Below are 15,491 nucleotides of genomic sequence, written 5' to 3' on the forward strand. Positions count from 1 at the left end.
CGACGGGCTGAACGGCGCTACGCCAACGCCACGCCCCGATCGTCCGTCCCTGCGCAGCGAGAACCTTCCACCGGTGCTGGTCAAGCATCCACCGCCCCTCTCCGTTCGCCTGAGCCAACTGCTGTGGGCCTTCAGCTTCGTGGTGGGGGCCGTCGGCATCGTCTACTTCTTCATCGTGCGTGAGGATCAGCTCCCGCTCATCGCCGCGTCCATCAAGGCGGTGGACGGGACACGGAGCGAGGAGACCTACTCGTCGGCGGCAGACATCGTCTTCTGGTCCTTCTTCGGGATCATGGTCACCCTGGTACTGATCCAGATCACGCTGCTGGTGTCCTTCATGAGCCGCCGAGACGGCATCCGCTGGTGGCAGTTGGGAACTCTGATCGTGCAGGGACTGGTGTTCGCCCTGATGACCGAGATGGTGGGCGGAGGCGAGCACGCCACCAGCCTGCGGCAGGTGTTGCTGGGTCAGTGCGGGCTCGTGCTCCTCGCTCTAGTCTCGAGCGTGTTCCCCGGCGCCATCAAGTGGACGGCTCGCCATCACGACGTCCGTCGCGGCACGGTGGCCTCTGGCGGAGGCGAGCTGTGAGGAGACCTCCTCCAAGCTGCGGATGACCACCCGCCCCACCTCGAGCGAAGCCCGGTCCAGGATCGGCGACTGCCCACGGGCGCGCCAGTGGGCCAGTTGGGCATCAACCCGTTCGAGGATCTGGTCCTCGCCCGCGCCTGCCGGCAGCCCGAGGCGTGCCTCTGCAGAGGAGCCCAGGCCGCCGATCACCCGCACCACTGCCGCGGCCTCCTCCGGCGGGAGATGAACGTCCCCCACCCTCAGCGTGGACAACAGCGACAGTTCACGAAGCCCGTGGGCGGTCGCCCTGATCCGCTCGATGCCGGCGACGATGGCCTCCGACCCCTCGATCGGCCTGTCCCGAAGGAGCCGCTCAAGGGCGTCCAGCACGGCTCGCACCTTCAGGGTGGGCGTGCGCGGGCCGAAGTGGGTCTCGACGAAGCGGTTGAGCTCGTGCAGTCCGCTGTGCTGAATCAGCCTGTTCGCCAACTCGGTCGAGTCGGACACCCCCGTCCGGATCAGGGACGTGGCAAGGCGGACGCCGAAGATCCCGAAGCGTGCGAGCAGTTCCCGCCGCGCCGGGACGTCAAGCCCGGAGGTGTCCGCGGCACCCACGAACCGATCCGACGAGAGCAGCAGCCGCTCCCTCTCCCGCCTCTCGAGCGACGCCAGCCTCCGGAATGCCGCGAACTCACTCTCCCGCAGCGTGCGCGCACCCTCGGCCAGGAGCCCCGCCACGGGCACCACCCCGAGGGCGAGGGAGTTCAGGTCCCCGTCCAGCTCATATCGCTTCGACACCTTGCCCGCGGAGAGCAGCGAATCGATGCGTCCCGATCCGATCTCGTCCGCGCGTGAGAGGACCGCGACTGCGTTGACGGTCTGGGACGGACCGGCGGCCGTGTCCCTGAAGGCCTCGAGGAAGCGCATGTCCGACGGGTGCAGGTGCCGCAACAGGTAGACGATGGCGTCAGCCGAGGACGGCGCGTCCTCGGGGGCCAGGAAGGTGGTGGAGCGCGCCGACAGGTCCTGCGAGAGCGAGGCGATTCCAGGCGTGTCGATCAGGATCATGGACCGGAGAACCCCCGACGGCCAACCCACTTCGATGCGGTCCACCTCGCCGGACGTGAGATCCCCCAGGTCGAGGATCAGCTTGCCGTCGACCCGGCGCACGGGAAGTCGGCGCTCCTCGCCGCCGCTGAGGTGTGCCGTGATCGACGGAGTGTCGGCATACCGGTACCAGGTCACCACGCGTGTGCACTCCCCCGCGTCAGTGGGTGCGATCTGCTCACCAAGCATGGCGTTGAGGAGGGTCGACTTGCCGGCCTTCACGATCCCCGCGAGGGCCAGCCGGAGTGGTTCCTGCAGTCGGCGGTCCAGTTCCCCGAGCACAGCCAGGGCGGTCTGGTCACGGGCGTACAACTGACGCCCGGCGGCGACGAGCTCCGTGGCCTCCGAGAGCACGTCCGATCTCACCGCTCGACTGCCTTGACCCGCTGGGGTGGCAGGGCCGGGAGCTCCGCGCTCAGCTGCTCAAGCTGTTTCAGCTGCCCCTGGAGCAACGCGACGCGCTTCTCCCGCTGCTCCGAGAAGGTCCCCGCCGCCCTCTTCGCCGCAAGGACCGCCTCTGCCAGCGACCGGTGCAGTTCCTCGGCTATCCCGCCGAAGTGATCGCGGGAGGTGCGCTGCACGATGCGCAGGCGGTCCTTGAGCTGCTTGGCCACCTGGAACGTCACCTCGTCGATGTAGCGTCGGACGATGTTCTTCGCCTCGAACCGGCGGCGCATCAGGCGATTCGACGAGTCCTCGCGGTAGGCGCGCCGCCCCACGAGCACGCCCGCCATCAGCGACAGCGGATTGATCAGCGACAGGCCGATCAGCCCGGTGGCCAGGCCCACCATCAGAACGCCACCGTAGGAGCCTCGCACGCCGATGTAGATCTTCTCCGCGGCACTCATGGATCCCGGCTCGAAGTTCGGCAGGGGGTCAACCGGATCAAGAAGGCCCTCTGTGCCCCCCACCTCGATGGTGGGCAGCTCGATCTGCTCCTCGGCGAAGAGGGTGCCGATCTCCTCGGTGAGCCACCGGGAGCGTTCGTCGGTCCACACGAACGTCTCGGACACCGCGTCCGCGACGCGCTGGTCGATCCATTCGGTGATCTGGTCCCAGATGGGCCCCGGATCACCCTCGTCGATGGCGCCCTCTGCCTCGCGCTGCACCCGCCGCAGCCGGTCGCGCAGATCGTGCTCCATGTCGGAGATCAGATCGGAGATCCCGTCGGACAGGGCGACCTGCCACCTGGAGGACCTGCTGCGATAGTCATCGGCGCGGTTCTTGGCGTGCTCCAGCTCGGCGATCAGCGTCGGCGTGTCCTCCGGGTGCAGGATGGCGCTCAGCTCGGACCTGATCGAGACGCTCATCTGTTCCACCACGAAGGTGAGGTCATGGACCGCTGCGCGGACCCCGATGGCCTCCGCACGCGCCAGCACGTCGGCTCTCAGGTGGGCCACCAGCGCAGGGAAGCCCGACTCCGCATTGAGCTCGCGATCCTGCTCCGCCGCGGCGATGAGCCGCAGATCGCTGGAGACCGCGAAGATCGGCATGTCGCCGATGCCCTTCAGATGGCCCCGATCGATACGCTCGATCGTGCGCCACTCGGGGTACAGGTCGGTCTTGGCGAGCACGGCCGCCACGTTCGGCGAGATGCGCATCGCGTGCCGCAGCAGCTGGACCTCCGGCTCGGTGTACTCCTGGGATGCGTCAGAGACCAGGAGCACGGCGTGCGCCGAGGACAGCGCCGACAGCGTGGTCAACGCGGTGGCCGAGTCCATACCGCCCACACCCGGCGAGTCGATGAGTCGGAGACCTCCCTTGAGGATCTCCCTGGGGAGCATCACCTCGGCGGCCACGATATGCCGCTCGTTGCCCGGGTTGCCCAGCTCGGAGACGTACTGCGGGAGCTGGTCGATCGGGATCGGGAGTCGTTCGATGGTGGGCGAGGCGTCGTCCTCCCCCGCCGGGCGCATCAACACATAGGCGGCGGGCTCCTCGCCGTAGCCGACGGCGGTCGGGACGCTCGTGGCCACATCGTCGTCGATGGGGCACACGGGAGCGTTGACGAGGGCGTTGATGAGCTTGCTCTTGCCCTGCTTGAACTCGCCGACCACCACGACACGCACGTTCGGGTCCCGCAGTCTGGCCTGGGTGTTCTCCAGCCGCTGCACGAGGTCCTGCCTGCCCGTGTTGGCCGCGAGCTGGCCCACGCTCCCGGCGAGGGCCACGAGGTCCCTGCCCTTGGCCTGAGCCGGCGCACCTGCGGCGGGAGCCTTCGCCTCCAGAGGCCCTCGGCGCGGCGCGGACGGCCTGAGCGCCCCTGTCTGCCCCTGCGTCCCCGCTTCACTCACGATGGTCTCCCCTTCGACGACAAACACCCAGCAGACACCCGCATACTAAGGCACCCCCCACGCACGGGTCCTGGAACGGCCGAAGCCCGGCCGTCCCGAAGGACGGCCGGGCTTCGTGCTTGGAGCGAGAGGATCAATCGATTTCGATGTCGGTCTCGCCACCGGTGGTGGCAGCTCCGGGGCTGAAGATGTTGCCCTCGTTCTCCCACTCCCAGCTGTTCTCGAAGGTGGCGTCGACCTCACTGGTGAAGGAGTCCTCGATGTCGACGTCGAGGTTGGTGGTCTCCGACTCGTCGTTGAACGAGTCCTCGATGTCGACTTCCATCTCCCACTCGTTGCTGACCGAGTTGTCCTGGAACGAGTCCTCGATGCGCGTGTCGATCCAGGTGTTGCCGATGGAGATGTCGCCCATCTCGATGTCGAACCGAGTGTCGACCACGGTGAGGTCGTCGCCGGCCGCCATGGAGCCGTCACCGAACGCCACCGTGGCCTCCTGGCCGAACTCCTGGTGCACGTGGCCGCCGCCGTTGCCGGTGTCGATGAGCTGGTTGACCGACTGGTCCAGCTGCAGCGAGCGGTTGTCGATGTCGACGTCCACGTCGCCGGCGCCGCCGCCGTGACCGTAGCTCTTGCCGGCCGCCGCCATGCCGCCGAGACCGCCGAGGTTGAGGTCGCCGAAGCCGGTGTTGTACTGGCGGATGCCGATCGAGGTGGAGTTGTCGTTCAGCGTCTGGGTGTTGAACGAGCTGGTGATGTTGAAGGAGTCGGTGTTGCGGACGGAGTCGTCCTCGTTGAAGGAGTCCTCGATCTCGACGTCAGTGTTGGTCGAGTTGTCGGAGTTGTCGTTGAACGAGTCCTCGATCTCGACCTCGAGGTCGACGTCAAGCTCGTTGGAGTTGTCGTTGAAGGAGTCCTCGGCCTCGTTCTCGACGGAGTTGTCGACAGAGTTGTCGGAGTTGTCGTTGAAGGAATCCTCAGCCTCGTTCTCAACGTCGGTGTTGAACGATTCCTCGTTCTCGACGTCGGTGTTGAAGGAGTCCTCAGCCTCGTTCTCGACGGAGTTGTCGACCGAGTTGTCGTTGCCCGAGTCCTCGACATCGAGGTCGATGTCGGTTTCGATCTCGGTCTCGGTGGAGTTGTCGTTGTGCGAGAGCACGTCGTTGTTCGACATGACGTCGTCGGTGACCGTCTGGATGCCGAGAACGTTGTTGTTGTCGTCTGCCATGGAACTATCCCTTCTCGAGACGGAGCCGGCTCTGGCTCCCTCAATCGCCCGTTTGGCGTTGACACAAGTCTGCGCCCGACAGTGGCCCGTAGCAGCGGGGGTGACCCCGGAAACTCCCCCTCCCGGTATGGGGGTTGGGGAGGGGGGTATCGGGGTTTGGTACGGACCTCCCCCGCACCCGGGCCCGAAGATCGCTCGGGGATGGCGTCAGGAGGGCTTCTTCTGGCCCGTCGGCTCGGACGTGGACAGAGCGGCGACGAAGGCCTCCTGGGGCACCTCGACGCGTCCGACCATCTTCATCCGCTTCTTGCCCTCCTTCTGCTTCTCGAGCAGCTTGCGCTTCCGGGAGATGTCGCCGCCGTAGCACTTGGCGAGCACGTCCTTGCGGATGGCGCGGATGGTCTCCCGGGCGATCACGCGTGATCCGATCGCGGCCTGGATGGGCACCTCGAACTGCTGCCTGGGGATGAGCTCCTTCAGCTTCGAGGCCATCAGCAGCCCGTAGGAATAGGCCTTGTCCTTGTGCACGATCGCGGAGAAGGCGTCCACCGGGTCCCCATGGAGCAGGATGTCCACCTTGACGAGGTCGGAGGCCTCCTCGCCGTCGGGCTCGTAGTCGAGTGATGCGTAGCCCTTGGTGCGCGACTTGAGCGCGTCGAAGAAGTCGAAGATGATCTCGCCGAGCGGCAGCGTGTAGCGGATCTCCACCCGGTCCTCGCTGAGGTAGTCCAGGCCGCGCTGGATGCCGCGGCGCGTCTGGCAGAGCTCGAGGATCGTGCCGATGTACTCGGCCGGCGCCAGGATGGTGCCGCGCACCACGGGCTCGTAGACCTCGGCGATCTTCCCCTCCGGGTATTCCGAGGGGTTGGTCACGCTGTGCTGCGTGCCGTCCTCCATGACCACCCGGTAGACCACGTTGGGCGCGGTGGAGATGAGATCCAGGTTGAACTCACGCTCGAGCCGCTCCCGGACGATCTCCATGTGCAGGAGCCCCAGGAATCCGATGCGGAATCCGAAGCCGAGTGCGCTGGAGCTCTCCGGCTCGTAGGTAAGCGCCGCGTCGTTGAGCTGCAGCTTCTCCAGAGCCTCCCGCAGCACGTTGAAGTCGTCCCCGTCGATCGGGTACAGGCCCGCGTAGACCATGGGATTCGGGTGCCGGTATCCGCCGAGATCGTGAGTGGCCGGATGCGCGTCGAGGGTTACGGTGTCACCCACCCGCGACTGCCTCACGTCCTTGACTCCCGTGATGAGGTAGCCGACCTCTCCCACCCCGAGCGCGTCCGCCTTGACCGGCTCGGGAGAGATCACCCCCACCTCGAGCATGTCGTGGGTGGCCTTGGTGGACATCATGAGGATGCGCTCGCGGTGGCGGAGCGCGCCGTCGACCACCCGGACATAGGTCACCACGCCGCGGTAGGTGTCGTACACCGAGTCGAAGATCAGCGCCCGGGCCGGAGCGTCCGGATCTCCCTGGGGATGCGGGATCTGCTCCACGACGGCGTCGAGCAGCTCGGCCACACCCGCCCCGGTCTTCCCGGACACCCTCAGCACCTCGCTGGGGTCGCAGCCGATGATGTGCGCCAACTCGGCGGCGTACTTCTCCGGGTTGGCGCTGGGCAGATCGATCTTGTTGAGCACCGGAATGATGTGCAGGTCGGCCTCAAGCGCGAGGTACAGGTTGGCCAGGGTCTGGGCCTCGATGCCCTGCGCGGCGTCGACCAGGAGCACGGCGCCCTCGCAGGCCTGGAGCGATCTCGACACCTCGTAGGTGAAGTCCACGTGGCCAGGCGTGTCGATCATGTTGAGCACGTGCGTGACACCGTCCCTGGTCCACGGCATCCGCACGGCCTGGGACTTGATGGTGATGCCCCGCTCACGTTCGATGTCCATGCGATCCAGATACTGGGCGCGCATCTGACGCGCGTCGACGACCCCAGTCAGTTGGAGCATCCGGTCTGCCAGGGTGGACTTCCCGTGGTCGATGTGCGCGATGATGCAGAAGTTGCGGATGATCGCCGGGTCGGTCTTGCCGGGGCGCGGAGCGGGCATGCGTCTCCTCGTCGATGAACATGGGACAGGCCATAATCTCATGGATCCGACGGCGGGGCGAACCGTGGCGGGGCCCTACGCCCTGCCGGCGATTTGGCTCCCCCCGAGGGGCTCAGGTAGTCTTGACCGTCGCGTGTCCCACGCATGACCGAAGACCATCATCACCCGTGAAGAGGCTTGCCCAGTGGCGAACATCAAGTCCCAGAAGAAGCGCATCAAGACCAACGAGATCTCGCGCCAGCGCAACAAGGCCGTGAAGTCGGAGCTGCGCACCCACATCCGCAACTTCCGCACCGCTGTCGCTGAGGGTCAGGCCGAGAAGGCCGTCGAACTCTCCAAGGTCGCGAACCGCGCCCTGGACCGCGCCGTCAGCAAGGGCGTCATCCACGCCAACCAGGCGGCGAACCGCAAGTCGGCCATCTCGTTGGCCGCTGCCGCGCTCTGACCCAGACCGCACTTCTTCCGCAGCAGCGCCTTGGCCCTCGGTCGCCAGGGCGCTGTTTCGCGCGTCCGCTCAGTGGCGGCGTAGGGCAAGCACCCCCAGAACCATCCGCTCCAGCGCGTACTCCGCGTTTGTGGCCGCGCCCTTGACCTCCCCGTCGGCAATGGCGACCAGCCTGATGGCCTCCGCGACCCCTGCGACCTGCCAGTTCCGCGAGGTCTTGGCGTAGTCCTTCAGCTTCCACGGCGGGAGACCCAGCCGGCGGGCCAGATCGGCGTCGCTCATCCGCGAGCCCTGAGCCTCGAGGTACTTTCCCATCCCTCGGACGGCCCCCGCCATGGCGCTGCTCACCAGCACCGGCGCGGCGCCGGTGCCGAGCGCCCAGCGGAGGCGCTCGAGGGCAAGGCTGGTGTTACCGGCGAGCACCGCATCGGCGACAGCGAAGCTCGACACCTCGGCCCGCCCCGCGAAGTAGCGCTTGACGAGGGAGGCGTCGATCTCGCCGGTGTCGGCGTCCGAGGCGAGCTGGCTGACCGCGGCCGCGAGCCCCCGGAGGTCATGCCCGACGGCGGCCACCAACTCCCCTGCGGCGTCCTGACCGATGCGCACGCCCCGGCGACGCGCCTCATCCGCCACGAACTTCGGCAGTTCCCAGGCCTTGAAGGCGGCGACGCTCTCCGTGCGCACCTTGGCCTTCTTGAGCTTGTCGATGAGCCCCTTGCCCTTCATCCCGCCCTGATGGATCAGGATCAGGCACAGCTCCTCGGGCGGGTCTGACGCCACCGCGACAAGCTGGTCCACCACGGACGGCGGGCACGCGCCCACGTCGTCGATGATTGCGATGATGTGGGTGGAGAACAGCGACCCACCCACCACCTCGGACAGCATCGAGGTCTCCAGCTGGTCCGCGGTGATCTCGTTGACGTCCGCCTCGGGGTGCGCGGCGAGTGCACGGGCCCTGGTGTCGGCGACCAGCCTCTGCGCGAGCAGGGCTTCGGGGCCCGTGATGAGCAGGCAACTGCCGAACGCCGATGAAGTCACGAGCCCAAGCATGCCAGTGACCACCGACGGCCCGCGCGTTCAGCCACTCCGCCACGTGCGGACTCTCAGCCGCTCCCCTGCGAGCTCGACCGCGATGGAGCCGTGCTGGTCGGTCCGGACCACCTCCATACCCAGGCGTTGGGCCAGCTGCACGGTGCTCGGCGCGGGGTGCCCGTAGTCGTTGTCGAGGCCGGAGGATGCGACGCCCAGCGCCGCACCCGACGCCGCGAAGAACCGGGGCTCCTGCCGCGAGGAGCCGTGATGGGGCAGCTTGAGCACGTGGGCGTTCAGGGACACGCCGTGGACCTCGGCGGCGCGCAGCGCCACGGACTGTCCGGCCGGCTCCGCGTCGCCCGCCAGCAGCACCCTGAGCCCGCGAACCTCAGCCACCCCCACCACCGAGGCGTCGTTCTCGGGCGAGCCCTCTCCCTCCGCCTCCGGCACACCTCCCCCAGCCGGCTCCCACACCGACGCGGTTCGCCACCGCACCTCGCCCACCGTGAGCTGCTGACCGGGTTCCGCGCGCCGCACCTCCGCCGCCACTGCCCGGGCGGCGTCCAGCAGCCATGGTGGGTGGGTTCCCGCCCGGGTGAGGATCAACTGGGGGCGGTACCGGGCGATGATCTCCGCTGCTCCCCCGGTGTGGTCCGCGTGCCAGTGGGTCAGGATGAGCAGCGGCACGGATGTGACGCCCAGGGAGGTCAGGCACTCCTCCGTGGGAGCAGCCTCAGGCCCCGCGTCAACGAGCACAGCCGCCCCCTGGCCGGCCGCCAGCACCGTCGAGTCGCCCTGCCCGACGTCGCAGAACGCCGCTGCCCAGGGCCCCGGCCACCCCAGCGGTATGGGGCGCACGAGCGTGGCCGCGATGACGACCACCAGCAGGGCCGCCCCACCCAGGGGAGACCTGAGGATCGACGGAAGCACCATCGCAGCGGCGGCCACCGCCACCACCACCACGGCCATCCCACTCGTCGACGCCTCCCAGTCCCACGTCGCCGATGGAAGGGCGGCCCCCGCCTCCGCCAGCCACAGGATGGGCTGCGAGCACCATCCGGCGAGCCAGCCGGGCCCCGCGGCCAGGGCCGGCACCCACCACAGGAGCGCCGCGGCCAGCCCGAGGACTGTCGTGGGGCCGACGAAGGGGCCGGCCAGCGCGTTGGTGAGAACGCCGACCACCGAGACCTGGTCGCTGATCCGCGTCACGAGCGGCTGTGTGGCGAGCTGGGCCGCGAGGGGGACGGCCACGGCCTCGGCAGCCCACCTCGGCATCCACCGCGCCATCGCCCGGACCAGCGGCGGACCGAGCAGCACGATCCCGACGCAGGCGGTGACCGACAGCGCGAAGCCGACTGACCTCGCAAGCCACGGATCCAGCCACGTCAGGGCAAGCACCGCGACGCTGAGCGCCCGGACGCTGCGGTGTCCCGCTGACACCCCCACGGCCGCCAGGGCGACCAGCCCCATGGCCGTCGCCCTCAGCACCGAGGGTTCCTGGCCGCACACCGCGACGAACACGGCGACGCCGACGATCGCCGCGGCACGGACGGACCACCCTCGGAGACCCACCGACCTGGCCACGGTGAGGATCACTCCGAGCATGAGGGTGAGGTTGGCCCCCGAGACCGCCATGAGGTGCGTCAGCCCCGTGGCCTGGAAGCGCCGCTTCATCTCTTCATCGACGCGGGACGTGTCCCCCACCACCAGAGAGGGGACCAACGCGGCCTGGCTCGGTGGCGAGTGGGCGACGGCGGCCCGGAGGCCCTGCCGCATCGCACCCGCACCCGCATCCACCACCGAGGGCCCGCGCGCCAAATCGCCGAACTGACGGACGCTGAGCACCGCCGCGACCCCCTCATCCGGCCTGGGCGCGCGGAGCCGGACGCCTGCGACGTACTCGGCGCCGGCGACGGCCTCCCGCATGGCCTCGCCCGTGTCCCCTGTGCCCAGCAGGACGACCGGGACCGCCGCCTCGATCCGCTGACCGCGCGCCTCCACCCAGACCAGTCCGGCCCTGGCCACCACGATGCCCGACGTCACCTGCGGCTCACCCTGGATCCGGACCCTCACTGTGCCCACGGCCCCGGCGGACGCCCACTCCGACACCGTCGAGGTATGGCGTTGCCAGGATTGGACCCCGGCGGTGAGCCCCGTCACCGCGAACACGACCAACACGAGGCAGGTCCACATCCGGCCCAGGCGCGCGGCCACCGACGCGATCAGTCCGAGCCCCACGACGATGGCGATCAGCGGCCCGGCATCGGGACGCCAACCCGAGGTCCCGATCCATGAGGCCGCCCACGCCGCGGCGGCGACGGGTACCATCCGCCAGTCGTGGCCGGCACCAGGGAGAGCCGCTTTCTCGCGGCCGACCTCGGTCATGCCTGGACCCGCACCAACGGCTTGAGCTTCTCGAACGTCTTCGGCCCGATGCCGCTGACCTCCTGGAGCTCCTCGACGAAGGTGAAGCGGCCGTTCTCCTCCCGCCATGCCAGGATGGCGGCGGCCATCACCGGTCCGACGCCGGGAAGCGTCTCCAGCTCTGCGGCGGTGGCGGTGTTGAGATCGAGCGCGCCCCCGCCGGCCCCGCCGCCCGGCGCCGGGGCGGCGCCGTTGAGATCCCCTCGCGGCTCGGCGGTGCTCCCGATGATCACCTGCATGCCATCGCTCACGGGCGCCGCCAGGTTCAGCTGCGCAGGGTCCGCCTCCGGGGCCAGCCCACCGGCCGCCGTGATCGCGTCGAGGACGATGGCCCCTTCAGGCAGGGTCACCACGCCCGGCCGGACAACCTCCCCAGCGACGTGGACCCGCGCCACCGGGGACGGGCTGGGGGTGGGCGTCTCTGCCGCCGGGGAGACGGACACCGACGGCGGCGCGATGGGCACCTCCGTGGCGGAGGATCTGGCCAATGCCGTGACGGCAACCCCGACACCGCACAGGAGGAGCACCCCCACCACCCACAGGTGCTTCACCGTGATGCGCCGTCTGGCCGGTAGCCCGGAGGACTCCGGCGCAGGCGCCTGGGCTCTGACCGGCGCCGGCGGACCAGTCTGCGGATCGACGGCCCTCTGCTCCTCATCGACGACACCGGCAGCGCGCCGCGGCCCACACAGTGCCGGCCGCCCGACACTGACGTATGTCAGGCGGGCGCGGGCCAGCTCTTCGACATCACGCGGCTCCATGCCCCCATTGGTCGCAATCCGCCCGGGTCGTTTCCCAGCCGGGCTCGCGCCTGTGGAGAAGTCAGCGAGGCACGAGGCTGAGCATCTTGGGGAGGCGCGCGATGACCTTGGCGATCTCGCGGCCGTCCAGCGAACGCTGCACCGCGGGATCCGCCAGCGCCGCCGCCAATGCGTCCTCCTCGGTGATCACGGCCGGCACCTCGAGCTTCGCCCGGATCTTGCCCTGGATCTGCACCACCATGGTCACCGTGTCGTCGACCGTCAGGCTGGGATCCGCGGTAGGCCACGAGCTGTTGGCCACCGACGGGCTGTGGCCCAACGCCTCCCACATCTCTTCGGCCACGTAGGGCGCCACCACGCTGAGTGCCTGAGCCACGAACTCCGCCGCCTCGCGCACCGCGGGATCCGCAGGACCAGGGCCGGCATCGATCGCCTTGCGGGTTGCGTTGACGAGCTCCATCGTCCGCGCGACGGCCACGTTGAACCGCCCGGACTCCAGCAGCATGGACACCTCGGCGATGGCCTTGTGCGTGACCTTGCGCAGTGCCTTGTCCCCGGCCGCGCGATCCACTTGGCGGTCACTCGCGACGTCGGCGGCGATGCGGTGGGCCCGCTGCAGGAACTTGAGGCTCGACGCCGGCGACAGGTCGGCCCAGTCGATGTCGTCCTCGGGCGGACCGGCGAAGATCATCGTGAGTCGCACCGCGTCGACGCCGAACTCGTCGATCTGCTTGCCCAGGTCGACGCCGTTGCCCAGGGACTTGCTCATCGCCTTGCCCTCATTGATCACCTGGCCCTGGTTCAACAGCCGCAGCATCGGCTCGTCGAAGTCCACCAGACCCATGTCGCGCAGGACCTTCGAGAAGAACCTCATGTAGAGCAGGTGGAGGATCGCGTGTTCCACCCCACCGACGTACTGGGCGACGGGCATCCAGCGGCGGACCGCCTCCGGGTCGAAGGGGCCCTTGTCGTAGCCCGGGGAGCAGTACCGGAAGAAGTACCAGGACGAGTCCACGAAGGTGTCCATGGTGTCGGTGTCGCGGCGGCCGGGGCCGCCACACCGGGGGCATTGCGTCTCGACCCAGTCCGTGGCGGACGCCAGGGGTGAGGTGCCCTTGGGTGCTAGTGCCGCCCCCCGCAGGTCCGGCAGCCTGACCGGGAGTTGGTCGTCGGGGACGGGCACCTCACCGCAGGACTCACAGTGGATCACCGGGATGGGGCACCCCCAGAATCGCTGCCGCGACAGGAGCCAGTCCCGGAGCCGGAACTGGATGGTGCCCGTGCCGAGGCCGTCGGCCTCCAGCTGAGCGATGATCCTGGCCACCCCGGAGGCCTTGTCCCCGAGACCGTTCAGTGCGCCGGAGTTGATGTAGGCGCCGTCGCCGCTGGTGGCCACCCCGGTCTGGGCGGGATCGGTCCCGTCCACGTCGATGACCGTACGCACCGGCAGTCCGTAACGCCGCGCGAAGTCCAGGTCGCGCTGGTCGTGTGCCGGGACCGCCATGATGGCGCCGGTGCCGTAGTCCGCCAGCACGTAATCGGCCGCCCAGATCGGGATCCGCTCACCGTTGACCGGGTTCACGGCGTGACGCCCGAGCCACACCCCGGTCTTCTCCTTCTCGGTGGACTGGCGTTCGATCTCGGTCTCGCGCTTGACCTGCTCCAGATACGCCTCGAAGGTGGGCCGCTGCTCGTCGGTCACGAGCTCGGCCGCAAGGGGCGCGTCAGGGGCCACCACCATGAAGGTGGCGCCGAACAGCGTGTCGGGGCGCGTCGTGAAGACGGTGATGGGCTCGTCGCGGCCCTCCGCAACGAAGGCCACGTGGGCACCCTCGGAGCGGCCGATCCAGTTGCGCTGCATGGCGAGCACGTGGTCCGGCCAGCCGCCCTCCAGCTGCTCCATGTCGTCGAGCAGTTGCTGCGCGTAGTCGGTGGTCTTGAAGTACCACTGGTTCAGCTTGCGCTTGGTGACCTCGGTCTTGCAGCGCTCGCACCTGCCGTCGACCACCTGCTCGTTGGCGAGCACCGTCTGATCGGTGGGGCACCAGTTGACGAACGAGTCCTTGCGGTACGCCAGCCCCCGCTCGTAGAAGCGGATGAACAGCCACTGGGTCCACTTGTAGTAGTCCTCATCGGAGGTGTGGAGCCGACGCGACCAGTCGAAGCTCAGGCCGTAGCGCTTGAACGAGCGTGCCTGGGTCTCGATGTTGTTGTAGGTCCAGGTTGCCGGGTGCGAATCGGCCTTGATGGCCGCGTTCTCCGCGGGCAGCCCGAACGAGTCCCATCCGATCGGGTGCATCACGTCGTATCCCTTGAGGCGCCAGTAGCGCGCGACCACGTCCGCCATGGCGTATGCCTCGGCGTGGCCCATGTGGAGGTCGCCTGAGGGATACGGGAACATGTCCAGCACGTAGCGCCGCTCCCGGGTACCGTCGTCGGCCGGGCGGAAGGTCTCGTCCTCCTCCCAGAAGGCCTGCCACTTCTCCTGGGCCTGAACCTTGTCGTACTGACCCGCCTCTTGGCTCACGACTCTCTCCTGCACTCGGCCATCTGATGCGTCCTGGGGACACGGTGGTTCAATATACCCGCACCGCCTCCGGGGCAGGCATCAGCTCGGCCAGCACTGGTCAACCGCGGTTCTCGGTGGGTCCTCAGGCGAGGAGTGCGTCGACCTCGGCCGCTGTGGGCGGCTGCGCGCCCTTGCGCGTGCAGACGATGGCGGCGGACGCCACGCCGCGGGCGAGGGCAGCCTCCACATCTCCGGGATCCTCGGCGTAGGCCGACAGGAATCCGGCCATGAACGTGTCCCCGGCGCCGACGGTGTCCACCACCTCGACGGGGCGGCCCGGCGCGTGCAGACGCCGACCGTCGGGCTTGACGGCCACAACCCCGTCCGCCCCCAACGTGACGATGAACATGGAGAGGCCGTACTCGCCCACCCATCCCTCGGCATAGCCCAGAGGATCCGAGTCGTCGTCGACGAGCCACGCGATGTCCTCGTCGGAGGCCTTCGCGATCCCACCGTTCTTCCCCACCGCCGTGAGCAGATCCTGGATCAGTCCGAAGTACTCGGCCCGGTCCGGCAGCGTCGACGGACGCACATTGAGGTCGAAGCTGACGGCGGCGTCAGTGCGGCGGACGAAGTCCAGGATGTGCCTGGCCCCGGACCCGATCACCGCGCCGATGGAGCCGAAGTGCAGCCAGTCCCCCGACTCCAGCTCTGGCAGTTCCCCCGCCCGCCAGCTGAATGCCGACGTGCCGGTGAAGTGGAAGTGGTAGCTGGCGCGGCCCTCCTCGTCGAGGGAGACCACGGCCAACGACGTGGGGTCCGGCGTGCTGACGGCGAGCGAGAGGTCCACACCCGCCAGCTCCAGGTGGCTGCGCAGCTGGCGCCCCAGGGCGTCCGTGCTGAGCCTGCCCAGGAACCTGGTGTCCTGCCCCTGCTTGGCCAGGGCGGCGGCGGTGTTGAACGGTCCCCCACCCGACCGGGCGATCCACCGGCTCTCGGCCGGGGAGATCATTTCCTCCGGCATCAGATCGATCAGGGCCTCGCCACACACCACAAAACGCATGGCAGAACCCTACG

The 15,491-nt window shown here is 68.7% G+C and carries 11 protein-coding genes; 2 read left to right on the top strand and 9 right to left on the bottom strand.

Annotated elements, in window-relative coordinates:
• The first annotated feature begins 73 nt into the window (after positions 1–73).
• Positions 74–589, top strand: coding sequence for a hypothetical protein (locus ACZK5D_RS07650; RefSeq protein WP_458994184.1), 516 nt, complete (start codon positions 74–76; stop codon positions 587–589).
• Here the strand turns inward: ACZK5D_RS07650 and ACZK5D_RS07655 are convergent.
• From ACZK5D_RS07655 to lepA, 4 genes are all read right to left on the bottom strand, one after another.
• Positions 494–2,041: a dynamin family protein gene (locus tag ACZK5D_RS07655; protein WP_458994185.1), complete on the bottom strand. Its 1,548-nt coding sequence runs from the start codon at positions 2,039–2,041 to the stop codon at positions 494–496. The two genes, ACZK5D_RS07650 and ACZK5D_RS07655, sit on opposite strands and share 96 nt — an antisense overlap.
• Positions 2,038–3,969 carry a dynamin family protein gene (locus ACZK5D_RS07660; RefSeq protein ID WP_458994186.1) on the bottom strand — a complete coding sequence of 644 codons (1,932 nt, stop codon included), beginning with the start codon at positions 3,967–3,969 and terminating at the stop codon, positions 2,038–2,040. Before ACZK5D_RS07660 ends, ACZK5D_RS07655 begins: the two co-directional genes overlap by 4 nt.
• Before the next feature lie 133 nt (positions 3,970–4,102).
• A complete protein-coding gene (locus ACZK5D_RS07665) occupies positions 4,103–5,194 on the bottom strand; it encodes a hypothetical protein (protein ID WP_458994187.1) in 1,092 nt (363 codons plus the stop codon).
• A 207-nt stretch (positions 5,195–5,401) separates the two neighbouring features.
• Positions 5,402–7,243 carry a translation elongation factor 4 gene (gene lepA, locus ACZK5D_RS07670; RefSeq protein WP_463664862.1) on the bottom strand — a complete coding sequence of 614 codons (1,842 nt, stop codon included), beginning with the start codon at positions 7,241–7,243 and terminating at the stop codon, positions 5,402–5,404.
• A gap of 184 nt (positions 7,244–7,427) precedes the next feature.
• Here lepA and rpsT point away from each other — a divergent pair, with 184 nt between their 5' ends.
• Positions 7,428–7,688 (top strand): 30S ribosomal protein S20, encoded by a 261-nt coding sequence (rpsT, locus tag ACZK5D_RS07675; RefSeq protein ID WP_458994189.1) that lies wholly within the window; start codon positions 7,428–7,430, stop codon positions 7,686–7,688.
• Between the two features lie 69 nt (positions 7,689–7,757).
• Here rpsT and holA read toward each other — a convergent pair whose 3' ends face one another.
• The 5 genes from holA to ACZK5D_RS07700 all read right to left on the bottom strand — a co-directional run bounded on the left by holA (position 7,758) and on the right by ACZK5D_RS07700 (position 15,477).
• The gene (holA, locus tag ACZK5D_RS07680) at positions 7,758–8,726 is read right to left on the bottom strand and encodes a DNA polymerase III subunit delta (RefSeq protein WP_463664863.1); all 969 of its coding nucleotides are present in this window, start codon (positions 8,724–8,726) and stop codon (positions 7,758–7,760) included.
• A gap of 39 nt (positions 8,727–8,765) precedes the next feature.
• The gene (locus ACZK5D_RS07685) at positions 8,766–11,105 is read right to left on the bottom strand and encodes a ComEC/Rec2 family competence protein (protein WP_463664864.1); all 2,340 of its coding nucleotides are present in this window, start codon (positions 11,103–11,105) and stop codon (positions 8,766–8,768) included.
• On the bottom strand, positions 11,102–11,695 hold the full coding sequence (locus ACZK5D_RS07690) for a ComEA family DNA-binding protein (protein WP_463664865.1): 594 nt from the start codon (positions 11,693–11,695) through the stop codon (positions 11,102–11,104). The genes ACZK5D_RS07685 and ACZK5D_RS07690 overlap by 4 nt, the downstream gene beginning before the upstream one ends.
• A 271-nt stretch (positions 11,696–11,966) precedes the next feature.
• The gene (gene leuS, locus ACZK5D_RS07695; RefSeq protein WP_463664866.1) at positions 11,967–14,432 is read right to left on the bottom strand and encodes a leucine--tRNA ligase; all 2,466 of its coding nucleotides are present in this window, start codon (positions 14,430–14,432) and stop codon (positions 11,967–11,969) included.
• A 124-nt stretch (positions 14,433–14,556) separates the two neighbouring features.
• Positions 14,557–15,477 carry a carbohydrate kinase family protein gene (locus tag ACZK5D_RS07700; RefSeq protein ID WP_463664867.1) on the bottom strand — a complete coding sequence of 307 codons (921 nt, stop codon included), beginning with the start codon at positions 15,475–15,477 and terminating at the stop codon, positions 14,557–14,559.
• Positions 15,478–15,491 lie beyond the last annotated feature (14 nt).

It is taken from the genome of Tessaracoccus yangjingae (genome assembly GCF_055326235.1).